18 protein-coding genes are annotated in these 18,549 nt (G+C 74.7%); 15 read left to right on the top strand and 3 right to left on the bottom strand.

Annotated elements, in window-relative coordinates:
• Positions 1-192 precede the first annotated feature (192 nt).
• The 8 genes from ACIQBJ_RS13815 to ACIQBJ_RS13780 all read left to right on the top strand — a co-directional run bounded on the left by ACIQBJ_RS13815 (position 193) and on the right by ACIQBJ_RS13780 (position 8,414).
• Positions 193-1,944, top strand: a complete 1,752-nt coding sequence (locus ACIQBJ_RS13815; RefSeq protein ID WP_400708470.1) for a hypothetical protein — start codon at positions 193-195, stop codon at positions 1,942-1,944.
• Between the two features lie 220 nt (positions 1,945-2,164).
• Positions 2,165-2,860, top strand: a complete 696-nt coding sequence (locus ACIQBJ_RS13810; protein ID WP_400708467.1) for a Crp/Fnr family transcriptional regulator — start codon at positions 2,165-2,167, stop codon at positions 2,858-2,860.
• A gap of 115 nt (positions 2,861-2,975) precedes the next feature.
• Positions 2,976-3,869 carry a hypothetical protein gene (locus tag ACIQBJ_RS13805; RefSeq protein ID WP_400708465.1) on the top strand — a complete coding sequence of 298 codons (894 nt, stop codon included), beginning with the start codon at positions 2,976-2,978 and terminating at the stop codon, positions 3,867-3,869.
• A 40-nt stretch (positions 3,870-3,909) separates the two neighbouring features.
• Complete coding sequence (locus tag ACIQBJ_RS13800) at positions 3,910-5,832, top strand: hypothetical protein (RefSeq protein WP_400708463.1); 1,923 nt, start codon at positions 3,910-3,912, stop codon at positions 5,830-5,832.
• Positions 5,829-6,695 carry a hypothetical protein gene (locus tag ACIQBJ_RS13795; protein ID WP_400708461.1) on the top strand — a complete coding sequence of 289 codons (867 nt, stop codon included), beginning with the start codon at positions 5,829-5,831 and terminating at the stop codon, positions 6,693-6,695. Before ACIQBJ_RS13800 ends, ACIQBJ_RS13795 begins: the two co-directional genes overlap by 4 nt.
• The gene (locus tag ACIQBJ_RS13790; RefSeq protein WP_400708459.1) at positions 6,692-7,189 is read left to right on the top strand and encodes a Pycsar system effector family protein; all 498 of its coding nucleotides are present in this window, start codon (positions 6,692-6,694) and stop codon (positions 7,187-7,189) included. The genes ACIQBJ_RS13795 and ACIQBJ_RS13790 overlap by 4 nt, the downstream gene beginning before the upstream one ends.
• Before the next feature lie 120 nt (positions 7,190-7,309).
• On the top strand, positions 7,310-7,495 hold the full coding sequence (locus ACIQBJ_RS13785; protein ID WP_400708457.1) for a hypothetical protein: 186 nt from the start codon (positions 7,310-7,312) through the stop codon (positions 7,493-7,495).
• Positions 7,496-7,667: 172 nt separating this feature from the next.
• Positions 7,668-8,414 carry a class I SAM-dependent methyltransferase gene (locus ACIQBJ_RS13780; RefSeq protein WP_400708455.1) on the top strand — a complete coding sequence of 249 codons (747 nt, stop codon included), beginning with the start codon at positions 7,668-7,670 and terminating at the stop codon, positions 8,412-8,414.
• A gap of 27 nt (positions 8,415-8,441) precedes the next feature.
• On the opposite strand, the gene ACIQBJ_RS13775 is transcribed toward ACIQBJ_RS13780, so the two are convergent.
• On the bottom strand, positions 8,442-9,527 hold the full coding sequence (locus ACIQBJ_RS13775; protein WP_400708453.1) for an LLM class flavin-dependent oxidoreductase: 1,086 nt from the start codon (positions 9,525-9,527) through the stop codon (positions 8,442-8,444).
• Positions 9,524-10,279 (bottom strand): GNAT family N-acetyltransferase, encoded by a 756-nt coding sequence (locus ACIQBJ_RS13770; protein ID WP_400708451.1) that lies wholly within the window; start codon positions 10,277-10,279, stop codon positions 9,524-9,526. The genes ACIQBJ_RS13775 and ACIQBJ_RS13770 overlap by 4 nt, the downstream gene beginning before the upstream one ends.
• 264 nt (positions 10,280-10,543) lie before the next feature.
• On the opposite strand from ACIQBJ_RS13770, the gene ACIQBJ_RS13765 reads away from it, so the two are divergent.
• The 5 genes from ACIQBJ_RS13765 (at position 10,544) to ACIQBJ_RS13745 (ending at position 14,814) form a co-directional block, all read left to right on the top strand.
• Positions 10,544-10,702 carry a hypothetical protein gene (locus tag ACIQBJ_RS13765; protein ID WP_400708449.1) on the top strand — a complete coding sequence of 53 codons (159 nt, stop codon included), beginning with the start codon at positions 10,544-10,546 and terminating at the stop codon, positions 10,700-10,702.
• A 130-nt stretch (positions 10,703-10,832) separates the two neighbouring features.
• The gene (locus tag ACIQBJ_RS13760) at positions 10,833-12,095 is read left to right on the top strand and encodes an LLM class flavin-dependent oxidoreductase (protein WP_400708447.1); all 1,263 of its coding nucleotides are present in this window, start codon (positions 10,833-10,835) and stop codon (positions 12,093-12,095) included.
• A 28-nt stretch (positions 12,096-12,123) separates the two neighbouring features.
• Positions 12,124-13,512, top strand: coding sequence for an NtaA/DmoA family FMN-dependent monooxygenase (locus tag ACIQBJ_RS13755; RefSeq protein WP_400708445.1), 1,389 nt, complete (start codon positions 12,124-12,126; stop codon positions 13,510-13,512).
• A gap of 58 nt (positions 13,513-13,570) precedes the next feature.
• Entirely contained in the window at positions 13,571-14,410 is an 840-nt protein-coding gene (locus ACIQBJ_RS13750; protein ID WP_400708443.1) for a DUF1684 domain-containing protein, read from the top strand.
• Positions 14,411-14,460: 50 nt separating this feature from the next.
• The gene (locus tag ACIQBJ_RS13745; protein WP_400708441.1) at positions 14,461-14,814 is read left to right on the top strand and encodes a hypothetical protein; all 354 of its coding nucleotides are present in this window, start codon (positions 14,461-14,463) and stop codon (positions 14,812-14,814) included.
• A gap of 10 nt (positions 14,815-14,824) precedes the next feature.
• On the opposite strand, the gene ACIQBJ_RS13740 is transcribed toward ACIQBJ_RS13745, so the two are convergent.
• Positions 14,825-15,298, bottom strand: coding sequence for a hypothetical protein (locus tag ACIQBJ_RS13740; protein ID WP_400708439.1), 474 nt, complete (start codon positions 15,296-15,298; stop codon positions 14,825-14,827).
• Positions 15,299-15,471: 173 nt separating this feature from the next.
• On the opposite strand from ACIQBJ_RS13740, the gene ACIQBJ_RS13735 reads away from it, so the two are divergent.
• On the top strand, positions 15,472-17,241 hold the full coding sequence (locus ACIQBJ_RS13735; RefSeq protein ID WP_400708437.1) for a hypothetical protein: 1,770 nt from the start codon (positions 15,472-15,474) through the stop codon (positions 17,239-17,241).
• A 128-nt stretch (positions 17,242-17,369) separates the two neighbouring features.
• Positions 17,370-18,455: a PQQ-binding-like beta-propeller repeat protein gene (locus ACIQBJ_RS13730; RefSeq protein ID WP_400708435.1), complete on the top strand. Its 1,086-nt coding sequence runs from the start codon at positions 17,370-17,372 to the stop codon at positions 18,453-18,455.
• The last annotated feature ends 94 nt before the right edge of the window (positions 18,456-18,549 follow it).

Raw genomic sequence — 18,549 nt, 5'->3', positions numbered from 1 at the left:
GTGCCCGTCCGCGCACCGTGCCGCCCGACCAACGGGAAACCGCTTTCCGACCAGACGGATTGACGGTGCGTCACGTCACGTTACCGTCCGCCGGAAGGGTTGCGTCAAGCGGCTGCCGGGCGCTCCCGGCGGCAGTACGCTGCGGTGGCATCGGGGCGGGCCGGTCGGGGCCGCCGGGGGAGGTGCGGGCACGTGGTGGACCTGGTCGCGTTGGCGACGGTGTCGGCGAACGCGCTGACCACGGCGGCCGGGACGGCCGCCTGGGCCGAGATCCGGGAGCGGGTCGTCCGGATGCTCGCCCGGGCCGACAACACCCCGGACGGGCGCGCGGAGACCCTGGCCGACCTGGACCGCACCGCCGGGGAGGTCGCCGCCGCCGACCCGCGCCGGGCCGAGGACGCCCAGCGCCGGGCGGCGAACACCTGGCGACACCGCTTCCTCGACCTGCTGGAGCAGAGCGTCGGCGACGACCGCGAGGCGCTGCTCGGCGGCCTGGAGGAACTCGCCGCCCTGGCCCGCGACCGCTCTGCCGGGGGCGGCATCACTGTCAGCGGCAACGTGAACGTCCAGGCAACGAACGGTTCGGTGGCCGCCCACCACATAGGACGGGTGGATCAAGGGTGGTTCCCGGACACGGAGGGGCGCGGCCCCACCGGCCGCTCCCCCGACCTCTCCGTCGGCCGGGACGCCTACACGGTGCACGAGCCGCCGTACCTGCCGCCGCTGCGCTGGCCGGTGCAGGTCGGCGGTGTTCCCCACCCCGCCGCCGCCTTCCGGCCCCGCCCGGCCGTCCGCGAAGGGGCGCTCCGCGTCGGCGCGTCGGCCGCCCAGGTGCTCTCCGGCGGTGCCGGCACCGGCAAGACCCAGCTGGCCGCCCGGTACGCGCGCGAGGCGCTCGCCTCGGGCACCGAGCTGGTGCTCTGGGTGGACGCCTCGCTGGTCGCGGGGATCGTGTCCGCCTACGCCGAGGCCGGGACGAGGGTGCACGTCACCGGCCGCAACCGGGAGGAGACCGCCCGCGCCTTCCTGGACTGGCTCACCGTCACCGACCGTTCCTGGCTGGTGGTCCTGGACGGGCTCACCGATCTGGAGGCGGCCCGGCCGTGGTGGCCGCTGCCCACCCGCAGCGGCCGGGTGCTGGCCACCACCCGCCGCCGGGACGCGGCGGTCACCGCCGCCGACCGGGTGCTGGTCGAGGTGGGCGCGTTCACTGCCGAAGAGTCCGTCGAGTACGTCCGGGAGAGGTTCGCGGCCGTCGGCATGGCCCACCTCGGCGACAGCCGCACGGCGGACCTCGCCGAGTACCTCGGGCACCTGCCGCTGGCGCTCGCACACGCCGCCACCCTCATGATCGACGAATACCTGGGCTGCTCCGCGTACCTCGACCGCCTCACCGACCGGGTCCGCACTCTGGGCGAGCTGCTGACGCCGGAGGCCGACGTGGACGGGTACGGCCGCTCGGTGGCCGCCTCGCTGCTGACGGCCCTGGAGTCCGCCGACCGGCGCGGCCCCACCGGGTTCGCCGGGCCGGCGCTCCGCCTCGCCGCACACCTCGACCCGGCCGGCCATCCCGACGGGCTCTGGGCCACCGCCGCGGTCGGCGCGTACCTGGGAGCCGATCCGGACCGGGCCCGGGCCGCCATGCGGCTGCTGCACCAGCACCACCTGCTCCAGCACGCCGACGGCACCGTCCGCCTGCACCCGCTCACCGCCCGGGCCGCCCGCGAGGCCACCCCGGCCGACGAACTCCCCGCCCTGGCGGAGACTTTGACCGCAGCCCTGGCCGAACTCCGGGCCGCCCTCCCCGCCACCGCCGGCCCCGTCCTGGACGCGAACGCCGCCGCCCTCGCCGACCACCTCCCCCACCTGGCCCCTGCTCCCGCCCCCACCCGCTCCGTCCCGGAGCCGCCGCCCGCCACCGACCTGTACGGGCTGTTCTCCTGAACCCGGACGCTGACGAACCACTCGGGTTATGCGAAATCGCGAAGCCCGCGTCCGGGATTCATCAGGAGAGGGACGTTCCCCCGCCACGCCCTGCGTCCAACGGGGTACCCGAGCTGCCCGGACAGGCAGCCCGTCGCGTCCTCCGGCGGGTCCGCACGAATCGAGCCATTGTCGGCGAACGCGGATCCACGTCTCTCCTCCCGGCGGTAGAACCGTGGGCATGGCAACCGCTTCGGAAACGATTCCCGAGAACTCCCACCGGCTTCCCATGGAAATCTGGCAGGAACTCTGTGCGCTCGGCCGCGAACGGCGTTATCCAGCGGGAAGTCTGATGCTCCATCAGGGTGATCTGGGGCTGCACCTGCTGGCACTCACCGAGGGCCTGGTCAAGGTGGTGCGGCGGGAGGAGAACGGTGAGACGACCCTGCTGGCGTTCCGCGGGGCCGGCGACCTGCTCGGCGAGGGCACCGCGTTCGACCGACTGCATGCCCGGATCGCGGACGTGGTCGCGCTGCGGCCCTGCCGGGCCGTAGTACTGGAAGCCGACCGGTTCCGGCGGTTCGTGGAACAGCCGAACCGGGGCAGTCACGTGATGCGCCAGACCATCGCACGGCTGCGGGAGTCCGACCTGCGGCACGCCGAACTGCGAACGCTGTCGCTGTGCACCCGCCTGGCCCGAACGCTGCTGCGCCTGGTGCGGCTCACCACTCCGGCCGTGGGCGCCGCACCGCTGGTGCTCACGGGGCTCACTCAGGAGGAACTCGCGCACTCGATCGGGTCGAGCCGGGCCGCCATCGTGGTCGGGCTGCACCACCTCCGGGAGGCCGGGGCGATCGGAACGGCCCGCCGGGCCATCACCGTCCTGGACCTGGCGGTGCTGAACTCCTGGGCCCACGAGGCACCTGACGGTCTGTGACCGCCGTCACCGCCCGAACGCCCAGCGCTGGGCATTCGCGGGTCTCCGTCCTCCCGATGCTTGGTGACGCCGCCACCGCACCGGTGGCGCACCGCCGGACCGAGGAGATCCCGACGTGACCGTCCCCCTGCCCGTCCCGTGGGCCGAGAGCCTGCCGATGCCCGACTACTCCGCCCTGCTCGCGGTCGACGCCAAGGACTTCACCGGGTTGCCGTCCGTGCTGCACGCCCCGGTCAGTGAGCTGATCCCGGAACTGGTCGACCTGGCCCTCGCCAAGGCCGGCCTGGACGACCTGGTGGCGGGAAAGCGTTTTCCGGCCGGCACCGGCGACGGTGTCGTCTTCGGGTTCGCTCCCACCCGACTCCCGTTCGTGCTGTCGCCGCTCCTGGACGTCCTGGACGAGGCACTGGCCCGGTACAACGCCGAGACCACCGGCCCGCGCATCCGGCTCCGCGCCAGCGTGCACGTCGGCCCGCTGCCCGTCGACGACCGGCCGGGCGACGGCAACGGAACCCCCCGCAACGACACCCACCGACTGCTGGACTCCCGCCCGGTCAAGGCGGTGCTCGCCGCCTCCAGCGACCGCACCACCCACCTCGCCGCGATCATCTCCGACCGGGCGTTCACCGACGCGGTCCTCGGCGGCTACGCCGGGCTGCACCCGGACCGCTGCATCGAGGTCCCCGCCACCGTGGAGGGCAAGCCCTTCGCCCAGCGGGCCTGGCTGTACGTCCCCTCCCCGTCCGGGGAGCTGCTCCGCTCTGGTGTCCTGCCGCAGCCCGCCGAGGAGCCCGAGCGGCCTGCCGAACCGGCGGGCCCCGCACCGGCACAACCGCAGAACACCCAGCACGTCCGGGACGGGGTCGCCGTGGTCGGCGACGTCTCCGGCGGCATCAGCTACACCGGCGCCGCCCGCTACCGGGCCGCCAACCAGCACTGGGGCAGCGGCGACAACGTGTCGGGCGACAAGCGGGCCGACGGCTCCGAGGGGCGGGGCCGGAATGTCTGACCCGCTCGCCCGACCGGCACCTCCCGATACCCACCAGCGGGTGAGTCACGGTTTCGCCATCGGCGGCGACGTCGCGGGCAACGTCATCTTCCAGCAGGTACTGGGCTTCGAGGAGAAGATCGAAGCACCCCGGTTCCGCGAAGGCCCGTACCCGGTCGAGGAAGTGACGGAGCGGTTGCACGCGTTCGTCGAACCGCCCGGCTACGACCAGATGCGGAAGAAGCTCGTCTCCCGTCAGTTACTCCTCCTGGTCGGTGAACCGCGCACGGGCACCGGTACCACGGCGCTCGCACTGTTGGACGATGTGACCGGCGGAGCGCAGATCATGGGCGTGGACCCGGAGACCGATCTCACCTCGTGGGTGCCCTCCGCCTCCACCGGCTACCTGGTGCAGGGCCTCACCCCTGACATGTGCGCCAGGCTGGACGAGGTCGCGCTCAACCGCCTCAGGGCGGCCTTGGAGGCACAGCAGGCCCACCTGCTCGTCGTCGTGAACCGCTCCACCGGGCTCCCCCGCGCACCGGCCGACTGGCGTGAGGACTACCTGCCGCCCGACCCCCTGCACATCGCCCATGCGCGGCTCGAACAGATGACCAGGGACGGGCTCATGGACCCTGAGCAGCTCCTCACCGGCAGGAGCATGCTCGCAGAGCCGCCGTTCATCGACTACCTGGCGGCGGCCCACTCCCCGGCCGCCGGCGTCGAGGCCGCGGCCGAGCTGTGGGAGGTCGTCACCAACGGCCGCAGACGCGAGACCGCTGCGGAGAACCTCCGCACCAACAGCGCCGAGACCGTCGTCCACGTGTTGGCCGCGGCCGCCGGAAGCGCGGACGACCTCGCACTCGCCGCAACGGTCGCGCTCCTCGAACAGCAGGACAGGTCGGTGGTCGAGCACTGCGCCGCGCAGTTGCGGGACCGGCTCCGGGCCCGGGCCGGTTCCGAGGGCGTGTCGACGCCCCGGGCGAACCTCCTGGGTCGCAGCACCGAGGAACGTCTCAAAGCGGTGCAGGTCCGATTGCTGCCCCGCAGCGTGTCCCTGGCCGGCGGTCTCCGCCACTGGTCCCAGCCGGTGGCCTTCCGGGGCAAACACCTGGCCGAAGAGGTGCTCCGGCAGCTCTGGCTCGACTACGAGGGGTTCTCCGAACTCCTTCTGGAGTGGCTGTTCACGCTTCCGCACGCACCCGGTATCGAACGCGTCGCCGGTCGCCGGATCGGACAGGTCCTCTGCCACGCGTCCGGCTCGAAGGTCCTGCGACCGCTCAACCGGTTCGCGGATTCCCAGACCCGCTGGCATCGGCAGCTGGTCGGCCACGCCTTGGGCGAGGCGATCGAGGACACGGTGCTCTCCCAGTCGGTTCGGACCAGGCTGCGGCAGTGGAGCCAGAACGCCTCGGTCCCGAACCGCTGCACGGTGGCCGAAACCTGCGCAGGAAGCGTCGGGCTCGCCCTGCCGGCCTTCGCCCTCTCCCTGCTTCACAACGTGCTGGCCATCGCCCCACTCGACGAACAGGTGCGCAGGTCGGTGTCCGGGGCGCTGGCCGCGCTGCTCACCGAGAGCGCCAATCGGGCACCGGTCCTCGAACAGCTCACCGCCTGGCTCGCCGCACCCTTGGACACGGCCAGGCACGCGTTCGCCGCACACGCGGTCGAGGCTCTGTGCCACGGCGGCTTCCCGGCCACCGCCAGAGCCGGCAGCCGTCTGACCTTGGCCGGTCTGCTGGCCGACGGAACGGAGTCGTTGGTGCCGTTGGCGCTGGCCGCGCTGGATGACCCGACCCTGCACGAAACCATCCACACGGCACTCGTCGAGATGCAGCGGTCCGGGCCGGAGGGCCACGAGCGGGCGTACCGGTTCGTCACCGCTCTGGCCACGGCCACAAGCGGCCACCCCGGTTTGCAGAGGTTCATGCTCTCCGCGTACCGGCACCTCCCGCAGGTCCTCGCCCCGGCGGTGGTCCGATGAACGACAGACTGGTCGAGACGATCGCCGTGTCGCCGCTGCGGAGCCTGTTCCAGGCCCGGTTCGGGTCGCGGATCGACCGGGCTCTGGTGTTCCTGTCCCGGGAGGGCGACCACCGGATGGTCCATCCGCTCGGGCCGAAGGCCGCCGCCCGTCCGCCCTCCTTCGCCATGGTGCACCGCCGGGCCTTCGGCCGGGTCTGCTGGGTGTCGCTGGCCGACCGGGAGGCACAGGTGGAGGTGGCCACCCGGACCACCGGGGGGCGTCGGCTCTCGACGCTCCGGCGGACCGTGACCTGGCGGGCCTCCGACCCCGTCGAGGTCGCCCGGCGGTGGCTCTCGGCCGAGGAGGCGCTGCGCTGGATCGCCAGGGACGCGGAGCACGCGTACCCGGAGCCGTACACGCAGGACGGGCAGCCGGTGTCCGAGCGACAGGTCGCCGAGATCGGCATCGCATACCGGCTCCGCAGCTTCCTGCCGGAACCCGCCGAGGTGCCCTCGCACTCCCCCGACACACCGGCGGGCTGGGGCCAGGAGCAGCGCGACACCTACCGCTTCTATCAGGAGGCGTTCGCACAGGGCCCGCGGAGCCTCGCCGCACTGTGGCTACTGCACCACCCCGACCAGGCCCGGGACGTCCTGGAGTGGAGCGTGCAGCACAAGGCGCTGCTCACCGAGCGCGCGGAGTGGGAGTCGGCCCTGGTCGGCCTGCTGCAGGGCCTCGGGGCGGAGCACCGGGCCTTCCTGGGGGTGAAACTCGCCGAAGTCCTGGGCGAGTTCGGGGTGGCCGGAGCGGGCCCGGTCCTGGACCGGATCCGCGGTGAACAGCCGCCGCACCCGCCGCTGGCACCGGGGGTGGCTCCGTGACGGCCGCACGGCCCGAGCGGGACATCCCCGCTGAGCAGGTGTTGAAGGACCTGCTGGAGCAGAACTTCGCCGAGATCGGGCGGGCGGACGGCAAGGCGGGCATGCTGCTGGCCCTGACCGTGGCACTGCTCGGACTGCTGACGGTCGGTCACGGGGAGCAGCTCGCTCTGGTGGCGGCCGTCCGGTGGGCGGCCTGCGGGGCAGCCGTCGCCGCCCTGCTGAGCACGCTGCTGGCGCTGCGTCCCCGGCTGACCGGGGAGCCGCGGCACGGGCTCCGGACGGTCGCCTACTTCGAGGATGTCCGGCGGACCGGGTACGGTGGCGCGCTGGCTGCGTCCGTCGACCGCAGCGCCGCGGTGCCCCGAGTCCGGCTGGCCCGGGCGGTGGAGGGGACCAGCCGGATCGCGCACGCGAAGAACCGCTGCCTGCGCTCTGCGGTCGCCCTGCTCGTCCCGGCGGTCGTGGCCCTGCTCTGCACCTCGTTGCTCCGTTGAGCCCCGTTCCGTCCTGTCGACCCGGGTTCTGGGAGGAACCGTGTTCGCGATCGTTCGCATCCGCCGCGCCTCGACGGCGGCCCGGCTGTCGGCGGGGCCGGGGTGAGGAGTGCGGCCCGAGTGGCGGCCGCCCGTTGGCTGCTCGACCCGGCGACCAGCGTGCTGGCCCTGTTGGTGTACTGCCGCCGACCCCGGGCACTGTCCTTCGACACGGCCTGGCAGTTGGCCCGGGTGGGCCGGCACCCCGACGACCTGTCGTACCGGGTCCAGCGCCGCCGGGACGGGGTCCGCGACCGGCCGCGGTGACGTGACACCGGACGCCGACCGGCCCGGGCGGGCGGCCCGCGCCCGGACCGCCGCCGCACTGCGGACCGAGTAGCGCCGCAGGCCCGCCGCCCCGGCCCGACGAAAAATCAACTCCCCTTCGGGAGAAGGTAATTCGGTTGGCGGGGCGGTGGGGTCCGCCGATACTGGGGCGGTGTACTCGGATGCCGAAGCCGCCGTGCTGTACGACCTGCTGAACCCCTGGGACCCGGAGGGGTGGCCCGGCGACGCCTTCTACGCCCGGCTGGCGCACCGGGCCGGAGCGGTGCTGGACGTCGGGTGCGGGACGGGCGCGATGCTGCACCGCCTGCGGGCGGACGGGCACACCGGCCGGCTGGTCGGCCTCGACCCGGACGGCGCCGCGCTGGCCCGGGCCCGCCGCCGGGCGGACGTCGAATGGGTGGCGGGCACCGCCGCGACCGCCGACCGCTGGGACGGCGAGTTCGACCTGGCCGTGATGACGGGGCACGCCTTCCAGTTCCTGCGCACCGACGAGGAGATCCGGGCCTCGCTGGCCGCCGTCCGCGCCGCGCTGCGCCCCGGCGGCCGGTTCGCGTTCGAGACCCGCCACCCGGCGGCCCGCGCCTGGGAGCAGTGGAACCCGTCGAACGCCGCCGAGGTGACGGACGCCGCGGGCCGCGCCCTGCGGGTCTGGCACGAGGTCGAGTCGGTGGCCGACGGCCTGGTGACCTTCCTCGGCCGGATCGCCGACGCCCGGGACGGCGCCCTGCTGCGGACCGACCGGGAGCGCCTGCGCTTCCTCGCCGAACCGGAACTGGACGCGCTGCTCGCCGAGGCCGGTCTCGCCGTGGCGGCCCGCCACGGCGACTGGACGGGCGGGCCGGTCGGCCCGGCCAGCCGCGAGATCGTCACGGTGGCGGTGGCCGCCCCGGGCGACTGAGCGTCGTCACAGCGGTCGCAGCAGCCGTCACAGCAGCGGGCGGACGCGCTCCGCGAAGGTGTACGCCTCCTCCAGGTGCGGGTAGCCGGAGAGCACGAACTCCTCGACGCCGACGGCCCGGTACTCGGCGATCCGTTCGGCGACCTGCTCGTGCGAGCCGACCAGCGCGGTGCCCGCGCCGCCCCGGACCAGGCCGATGCCCGCCCACAGGTTCGGCGCGACCCAGAGCCGGTCGCGGTCGCCGCCGTGCAGGTCCAGCATCCGCCGCTGGCCGACGGATTCGAGCGCGCGCAGCCGGCGCTGCCCGGCGGCGACGGCGTCCGCGTCCAGTCCGGCGATCAGCGCCCCGGCGTCGGCCCGGGCCCGTTCCGGGGTGTCCCGGCTGAGCACGTGCACCCGCAGGCCGAAGCGCGGCGCGCGGCCGTGCGCGGCAGCGAGTTCGCGCACCCGGGCGATCTTCTCCGCGACCTGCGGGACGGGTTCGCCCCAGGTCAGGTAGGTGTCGGCATGCCGGGCGGCGACGGCGAGCGCGGCCCCGGAGGAGCCGCCGAAGTGGATCGGCGGCACCGGGTCCGGGGGCCGGCGCAGGTGGCCGCCGTCGATCCGGTAGTGGGCGCCGCGGTGCTCGTAGGGCTCGCCGCGCCAGGCGGTGCGCAGCACGTCGAGGAACTCGGCGGCGCGGGCGTAGCGTGCGTCGTGGCCGAGCGGGTCGCCGTAGGAGCGCTGTTCGGCGTCGCTGCCGCCGGTGACGACGTTGAGCAGCAGGCGGCCGCTGGAGAGGCGCTGGAAGGTGGCGGCGCTCTGGGCGGCGAGCGCGGGTTCGACCAGGCCGGGCCGGAACGCGACCAGGAACTTCAGCCGCCGGGTGGCGGCGATCAGCGCGGCGGTGGTGATCCAGGCGTCCTCGCAGTGCGCGCCGGTCGGGGTGAGCACCGCCTCGTAGCCCAACTGGTCCGCGGCCTGGGCGAGTTGGGTGAGGTAGCCGAGGGTGGCCGGGCGGTCGGCGGCGGCCGTCCCGGCCCGGGCGGGCCCGCCGATGCCGGTGCCGTGGGCGGCCCCGCCGAGGTCGCGGGCGTCGCCGCCGGTGGGCAGGAACCAGTGGAAGGCCGTCACCGCGGGTCGTTCCCGCCGGGGCTGCGGACCAGCAGGAAGGCGGTGCGGCGGCGCAGGGTGAAGCCGAGCGACTCGTAGAGCCGGATCGCGGCGGCGTTGTCGGCGGCGGTGTGCAGGAACGGGGTGTCGCCGCGCTGCTCGATGCCGTGGGCGACGGCCCGCACCAGGCGGGTGGCGAGGCCGCGGCCGCGGTGCGCGGGGTCGGTGCAGACGGCGCTGATCTCGGTCCAGCCGGGCAGGCGCAGCCGTTCGCCGGCCATCGCGACCAGGCGGCCGTCGACCCGCAGGCCGAGGTAGTCGCCGAGCAGCACCGTCCGGGACAGGAACGGCCCCGGCTTCGTCCGGGCGACCAGGTCGAGCATCTCGGGGACGTCGGCGGGGCCGAGCCGGACGGCCTCGGGCGCAGGTTCGGTGCGCAGCGCGGTGGCGACCAACTGGACGCCCGCGCCGGACTCCTGGGCCTCCCAGCCGTCGGGGGCGTGCTCGGCGGCGGTGACGGCGAGGGTGCTGCCGGGGGCTCCGGCGAGCGCGGCGAGGTCCTGCCAGGCGCGCGGGTCGGCGGGGTCCTCCAGGGCGGTGAACGGGGAGACGTCGACGGGGTAGCGGGCGGCCCGGCCGAGGCGTTCGGCGAGGTGCGCGTGCGGGCCGGTGAGCGCGGCCCAGGCGGGGTTGTCGAGCAGGGCGGCGTCGGCGGGCGGAACGGGATCGGCGGGCGGGGCGGCGTCGGAGGGCGTGGCGGTGCGGACGGTCACGGCGGCGGTACTCCCGGGAGCAAGAGGGCAGCGCGGCGCGGCCCGGAGCGGGCGGCGGCATGGTGGGTGAGCCGTCAAGCTAGGCGCGCCCCGGGGCGGCTGTCAACGTCCGACGGACCGTCAGGAAGTGCTTCGTTACCGCTGCGTGAACAGCACCGGGAACAGCGTTGTGCCAGGCCGGGGGCCGGGGTTACGGTGCGAGGACGGCGGCGCCCGGTGCCGCGGGGCGCGGGGCCGGACGACGGTCGAACGGTGGAGGCGGTGATGGCGGTGCGGTTCCCGAACGCGAACGCGCGGGTCGCCGTCAAGGCCGCCTGCCGGGTCACCACCACCCGCGCCCGGCTGCACATCGACCTGCTGCGCGTGACGACCGCGCTCTGTCGCCCCGTGCCCGCGCTCCCCGCGCCGACGCCGGCGGTCTGACCACCCGACCCGCCGTCCGCCCGGCCGCTCCCGTTCTCCCCTTCTCCGCTGCCCTTCCCCGTGCCGCCGCGCGCCCGCGCGGACCCGGCGCGTCCCCTGTCGCCCGCCTGTCGAAAGTCGTAGGTCCGCCATGCCCGAGAACCCCGTACCCCTGCACCTGGCCGTCGCGCTGGACGGCGCCGGCTGGCACCCCGCCGCGTGGCGGGAGCCCGAGGCCCGGCCCGGGGAGCTGTTCACCGCCGGGTACTGGGCGGACCTGGTGGCGGAGGCCGAGCGCGGCCTGCTCGACCTGGTGACCTTCGAGGACGGGCTGAGCCTGCAGTCGGAGCACCCGTTCGAGCCGGACGCCCGGACCGACCGGGTGCGCGGGCGGCTGGACTCGGTGCTGCTGGCGGCCCGGATCGCGCCGCTGACCCGGCACATCGGGCTGGTGCCGACGGCGGTGGTGACGCACACCGAGCCGTTCCACCTGTCGAAGGCGGTGGCGACGCTGGACTTCGTCAGCTCGGGCCGGGCGGGGGTGCGGGTGAAGGTGTCGGGCCGGGTGGACGAGGCCGCGCACTTCGGCCGCCGGACGGCGCCCGCGCTGCGGCTGGACGCGCTGGACGACCCGGCGGCGCTGGCCGTGCTGGCGGCGGAGTTCGGCGAGGCCGAGGAGTACGTGGAGGTGCTGCGCCGGCTCTGGGACAGCTGGGAGGACGACGCGGAGATCCGGGACGCGGCGACCGGCCGGTTCGTCGACCGGGACAAGCTGCACTACATCGACTTCACGGGGTCGCGGTTCAGCGTCCGGGGCCCGTCGATCACGCCGCGCCCGCCGCAGGGCCAGCCCCCGGTGGCGGCGCTGGCGCACCGGGGCGAGCCGTTCCGGCTGGCGGGGCGCGCCACCGACCTGGCGTTCACCACGCCCGCGGACGCCGCCGACGCCCGCGCGGTGCTGGCCGAGATCCGGGCCGCGCAGGACGGCGCGGGCCGGGCGGACGACACCGTGCACGTCTTCGCCGACCTGGTGGTGTTCGTCGACGAGCGGCCCGGCGCGGCGGCGGAGCGGCTGGCCCGGCTGGACGCGGCGGCGGGCGCGCCGTACGCGAGCGACGCCCGGGTCTTCGCCGGGACGTCCGCCGAACTCGCCGACCTGATCGAGGAGTTGGCGACCACCGGGCTGACCGGTTTCCGGCTCCGGCCGGGCGCGCTGCCGTACGACCTGGAGCGGATCACCCGCGACCTGGTGCCGGAGCTGCAGCGCCGGGGCCGGTTCCGCACCGCCTACGAGGCGGCCACCCTGCGCGGCCTGCTGGGCCTGCCGCGCCCCGACAGCCGCTACGCGGGGGCCGCCTCCGCGACCGCGACCGCGACCGCCACCGCGCCCGCGACCGCCTCCGCCTCCGCCTGACCCGCCCGCCGAGCCCCGAGGACATCCCATGAGCACCGACCGCACCGACCGCACCACCGGCAAGCCCGTCAAGCAGATCCACCTCGCCGCGCACTTCCCGGGCGTCAACAACACCACGGTGTGGAGCGACCCGGCGGCGGGCAGCCAGATCGAGTTCAGTTCCTTCGTCCACCTGGCGCGGACCGCCGAGCGCGCCAAGTTCGACTTCCTGTTCCTGGCCGAGGGCCTGCGGCTGCGCGAGCAGAACGGGCGGATCTACGACCTGGACGTGGTCGGCCGGCCCGACACCTTCACGATCCTGGCGGCGCTGGCGGCCGTCACCGACCGGCTCGGCCTGGCCGGGACGATCAACTCGACCTTCAACGAACCGTACGAGGTGGCACGGCAGTTCGCCTCGCTGGACCACCTCTCGGCCGGGCGCTCGGCGTGGAACGTGGTGACCTCCTGGGACGCGTTCACCGGCGAGAACTTCCGCCGCGGCGGGTACCTGGCCGAGGCGGACCGGTACACCCGGGCCCGGCAGTTCCTGGAGGCGTCCTGGCGGCTGTTCGACTCCTGGCGCGGCGACGAGGTGCTCGCCGACCGGGCCTCCGGGGAGTTCCTGAGCACCCCGGAGGCGGGCCGCTTCGCGCACCGGGACAGCCAGTTCGACATCGCCGGGCGGTTCGACGTCCCGCGCGGCCCGCAGGGGCGGCCGGTGATCTTCCAGGCCGGGGACTCCGAGCAGGGCCGCGAGTTCGCCGCCGCCTCCGCCGACGCGATCTTCTCCCGGCACGGCACCCTGGAGGCCGGGCAGGCGTTCTACGCCGACGTCAAGGGCCGGCTGGCCAGGTACGGGCGCACCCCGGACGAGCTGAAGATCCTCCCGGCGGTGACCTTCGCGCTCGGCGCGACCGACGCCGAGGCGCACGAGCAGGCCGAGCTGATCCGCCGTCAGCAGGTCAGCGGGCAGACCGCGATCCGGCTGCTGGAGCAGGTCTGGAACCGCGACCTGAGCGACCACGACCCGGACGGCCCGCTGCCCGCGGTCGACCCGCTGGTCGGCGAGCACACCGTGGCGCAGGGCCGGGCCTCGGTCCGGATGAACCGCGACCCGCTGGCGGTGGCCCGCGAGTGGCGGGCGCTGGCCGAGGCGAAGAAGCTCTCGGTCCGCGACCTGATCATCGAGGTGACGGGCCGCCAGACCTTCATCGGCACGCCGTCCCGGGTCGCCGAGGAGCTGAACCGCTTCGTCCAGCAGGACGCCTCGGACGGCTTCATCCTGGCCCCGCACCTGACCCCGGGCGGCCTAGACGAGTTCGCCGACACCGTCGTCCCGCTGCTCCAGGAGCGCGGCGTCTTCCGCACCGAGTACGCGGGCAGCACCCTGCGCGACCACCTCGGCCTGCCCGCCCCGCGCACCGCCGTCACCGCCTGACCCCCGCCGTCCCCCTCCGTCCCCCCTCCGCCCCTTTCCGCCGCACCGAGGAACCGCCATGACGACCGCCCCGCCCACCGACCCCGCCCTCGACCCCGCCGCCTTCGCCCGCGAGTGGGAGGAGTGGCACACCGCCAAGGACCGCGCCCTCGGCGACCCGCACGGCTTCCTGGCCGTCACCGGCCTGCACTGGCTGGACACCGAACCGGCCCGCTTCCCCGACGCGCCCGGCGCCTGGTCGACCGGCCCGGACGGGGTGGTGGTGGAACTCGACGCGGGCGAGGAACTGCTGCTGGACGGGGTGGCGCTGCGCGGGCGGCACGCCTTCGGGCCGATCGCCGAGCGCGACAGCGTGTACGCGGCGGCGGGGGACGCGCTGGTCGAGGTCGCCCGGCGCGGCGGCCGCGACATCGTCCGGCCCCGGCACCCCGACCACCCGCCGGTCCGGGACTTCACCGGCACCCCGGCCTACCCGGCGGACCCGCGCTGGGCGCTGACGGGCCGTTACCTGCCGTTCGACGCGCCCCGACCGGTGACCGTCGGCGCGGCCGTCGAGGGCCTGCGGCACGTGTACGACGCGCCCGGCGAGATCGAGTTCGAACTGCCCGACGGCTCCACCCACCGCCTGACCGCCTTCAACGGCCACCAGCCGGGCAGCCTCCAGGTCCTGTTCACCGATGCCACCTCCGGCGTCACCACCTACGCCGCCAACCGCTCCCTGCACATCCCCGCCCCGGACGCCGAGGACCGCGTCACCCTCGACTTCAACCGGGCCACCAACCTCCCCTGCGCCTACACCGACCTCGCCACCTGCCCCCTCCCGCCCACCGAGAACCGCCTCCCCGCCGCGATCGAGGCCGGCGACCTCACCCCGTACGAACGCACCGGCCGCCCCTGACCGCCCCGCACCCCCGGGGAGCGTCGGACCCCCGTCGTACGCTCGGCCCCATGAGCGTCTCCGTGTACTACTCCGCCAGTCGCGCCACCGCCCTGACCGCCGCCGAGACGGCGGCGGTCGGGCGGGTCGCGGCCGACAGCGCCACCGCCTTCCCGTTCCCGGACGAGGAGTCCCTCTGCCTGTACGAGGGCGACTCCGAGCACGTCGTGCACGGCTCCACCAAGCTGCCGTCCGACCCCGAACGGATGCTGCCCGCCCTGGCGGCCGTCCTGGGCTCCGTCACCGCCCTGCGCCGCGCCGTCCCGGACGCGGACTGGCACGTCCACCTGGACGACCTGGACGTCCCGTGGGACGAGACGGAGGGCTACGCCTTCCCCGGCCTGTCCGGCGGCGAACTCGCCTGACCGGGGCGGGCTACGACGCGCCGATGCCGGTCGACCAGGCCCAGGGCGAGCCGTTGCCGTTGCTGGAGACCCGGGAGATGGCCCACAGGCCGTTCGCGCAGTGCAGGCCGTAGACCTCGCCGGTGGTGAACCAGCCGGACTGGCCGACGTAGTAGTGGTTGGCGTTCGAGTCGCCGTTGATGCCGTACGTGACGCCGTTGCAGGAGTCGTAGACGCCGCTGTACACCCGGACGTCGGTGGTGCCGCCGGTCAGGTAGGTGGTGGTGTAGAAGCCCCCGTCATTGGCCTGGACGATGCAGGGGGTGAGCTTCCACCGGTTCCAGGGCGAGCCGTCGGCGCCACCCTGGTTCACGGTGCCGCACCGCTGGGCGTCGGCGTGGGCGGGGACGGCACCGAGGAAGGTGGCGCCGGCGGCGAGCGAGAACCCGGCGGTGGCCACGGCGATGCCGCGGCGGAGCCCGGGCAGCTTCGAGAGGATGGGCACGACGTTCCCCCGTACTTCGTTCGATCGTCTGACATGGCCACGGGCACCGGTGCCCGGCGGCCTCCTCCCCGTCCGAAGATCTGACGAACCCTCAAATCTGGTGAAAATCACGCACGGTTGACGGTGGCGGGTGTCACTCTTCCTGTGGGGGCGGGTCACGGGGAGGAGTGGGCATGTCTCGGCGTGAGATACGGAACACCCTGTTGGGGTTGGCGGCCTGGTGGCTGTGGATGCCGCTGGTCGCCCTGCTGGTGTGGGTGGTCAAGCACTTCGTGTTCGGCGGGTTCGGGCAGCAGGACCAGAGCTACGTGCTGCTGATCCGGCAGGAGTTCTTCCCGCACGGCGGGCCGTGGGACGCGGCGCCGCTGTTCTGGTTCTGGGTGGCGGCGGGCCTGGTCGGCACGGCGTTCGGCTGGTCCCTGGTGGCGTCGGAGACGGGCGTCAGCACGCGCGGGTGGCGTTGGCGGCTGACCGTGGCGGTGACGGTGCTGGCGGTGGTGGCCTCGCTGGTGCGGGCGGGGACCGGGTTGTGGGACGACGACAAGGACGTGGGCCGGTTCTACGCCTCGGCGACGGTGCTGGACGTTCCGGGCACGGGGGCGGGTACGCCGCGTTCGGTGCTGCCGGTGACGGAGGGCGCGAAGCCGGGCGACGGCAGGCGCTGCGACCTGGTGGGCGCCGCGGACGTGCCGGCCTGCGTGAAGACGGAGCCGATGCCGGACTTCCGGTTCGAGGCGCGGACCGCCTCGTACGCGGCGGCGACCAAGGCGCTGACCGACAGCGCGGGCCTGGCCTCGGGCGTCCAACTGCTCGGGCACAGCCTGCACTACCTGCCGGACGGGCGGGGGTCGGGCCGGTGGACCGCAGTCCTGGACGGGTCGGACGAAACGCCGTTGGAGGGCGTCGCGGTCTGGGACGGCCGGACGAACGAGGTGGCGAGCTGCACGTTCCGCGACGACCACGCTTTCGACCGGGCGTTCGGCGGCACGGGGGCGGTCAGCCTGCGCAACCTGCTGGCCGAGCGCTTCCCCGACCTGCTCTACAGCGACCAGGACATCTGGGGCTACTGCGACGGGCCGGACGTGCGGACGGCGCAGCCGGTGGTGGTGGTCTCGGTGACCCGGCAGGTGGCGTGGAAGCAGCGGACGGTGCTGGAGCCGGCCGGCGTGCTGGAGCTGCGGGGTTCGGCGGACGGGCACCCGGCGGTGACGTACCGGGAGAAGGTGGCGGCGGGCGAGCTGCCGGGCGGGGTGTACCCGGCCTCGGTGGTGCGGGAGCAGATCCACGAGGTGCAGTGGCTGGCCGGGCGCGGCGCGAAGGACGACCGGGGCTTCGGCTACGACCACACCTCGGCGTCGACCAACGCCACCAACCCGGGCGAGTTCCTGCTGCGTTCGGAGAGCGACGGGCACCTGTACTACGTCACGCCGCTGGTGCCGCGGGAGAGTTCGTCCCAGCTGGTGGTGGCGTTCGCGGTGCTGCGGGCCGACACCGTCGGCACCGGGCTGAACGACCTGCACGTGTACGTGCGGGCCGACAACGCCCCGTCGGTGAACCTGGACGTGCTGGCCAGCCGGATGGTGTCGTACATGGCGCAGCGGACGGCGATCACGATCAGTGCCGGGCAGGGCGGGGCGCTGCAGGAGATCGTGCCGTTCGGGACGGACATGTGGCGGGGCTTCGTGGACTTCAACGGGCAGACCCAGGACTACATCGACCTGTCCGGCGACGCCACGGTGACGCCCAACCTGGTGGCGTTGAACGGCAGCATCGCCGCGCCGGGCGGCCAGCCGACCCCGGCGCCCTCGCCGTCGGCCGCCCCCTCGTCCGGACCGGCGCAGGGGGCGAACTGCGGCTCCGATCCGGGGCAGTTGACGACTCCTCAGCTGGCGGCGTGCGTGGCGGATCTGTCGAAGGCCCTGCAGGGCCGGGTCCAGCAGTAGCGGCGGGTGGCCCGGCTCCGCCCATGGTCGGATTGACCGGGGCGGGGCCGGGCCGCACCCTGGAGCCGCTGGCGTCGGCAAGTCTCTTGCTGCACAAGACAGTTGGTTCCCGCCCTGGGGAGAGTCGGATGAAACGGCTGCGCGTCCTCGGCCCCCTGCTGGCCGCCCTGCTGACCCTGTTCCTCGGCGCCGGCCCGGCCGCCGCCGTCCCGGGCGCCGTCCTGTGGACGGGGAGCACCGGCGGCTCGCAGGCGGGCGTCCCGCCGGTGGTGTCCGGCGGGATCGCCTACTACGGGGCGGGCGGGCACACCCTGACCGCCTTCAACGCCACCACCGGCGCCGTGCTGTGGACGTACTCCTTCCCCGGCACCACCTCGGCGGTCAACGCCGCCCCGGTGATCGTCGGCAGCACCCTGTACGTCGGCGGCATCGCCGGGCCGATCGCCGCGCTGAACGCCGCCACCGGCGCGGTCCTGTGGATGGGCAGCGCGGGCAGCTCGCAGGCGGGCGTGCCGCCGGTGGTCTCCGGCGGCATCGCCTACTACGGGGCGGGCGGGTCCGCGCTGACCGCCTTCAACGCCACCACCGGGGCCGTGCTGTGGACGTACTCCTTCCCCGGTTTCGGGACGGCGGTGAACGCCGCGCCGGTGGTCGTCGGCACCACCCTGTACGTCGGCGGCGTCGGCGGCGGGATCGCCGCCCTGAACCCCGCCACCGGGGCCGAGCTGTGGAGCGGCAGCGCGGGCGGCTCGCAGGCGGGCGTCCCGCCGCTGGTCTCCGGCAGCACGGTCTACTACGGGGCGGGCGGCCACACCCTGACGGCCTTCAACGCCACCACCGGCGCGACCCGTTGGACGTACTCCTTCGCCCTCGGCTACAGCGTCAACGCGGCGCCGACGGTCGTCGGCAGCACCGTCTACGTCGGCGGTATCGGCGGGCCGGTCGCCGCGCTGAACGCCGCCACCGGGGCCGAGCTGTGGAGCGGCAGCGCGGGCGGCTCGCAGGCGGGCGTGTCGCCGCTGGTCTCCGGCAGCAGCGTCTACTACGGGGCGGGCGGCCACACCCTGACGGCCTTCAACGCCACCACCGGCGCCGTGCTGTGGACGTACTCCTTCCCCGGCACCACCTCGGCGGTCAACGCCGCCCCGGTGGTCGTCGGCAGCACCCTGTACGTCGGCGGGATCGCCGGGCCGATCGCCGCGCTGACGGCCTGACGGGGCGTCGGCGCCGGCCCCGGTCCCGGCGGGGCAGCGGGGAGTCGGGCAGCGGCGGCGGGTCGGGTCCGGCGTGGCGGACGGCCCTCCGGGT

The organism is Kitasatospora sp. NPDC088391 (assembly GCF_044753345.1).
Lineage (GTDB): Bacteria > Actinomycetota > Actinomycetes > Streptomycetales > Streptomycetaceae > Kitasatospora.
The sequence above is the reverse complement of the archived record's forward strand: the minus strand, read 5'-3'. Positions and strand labels throughout refer to the sequence as shown.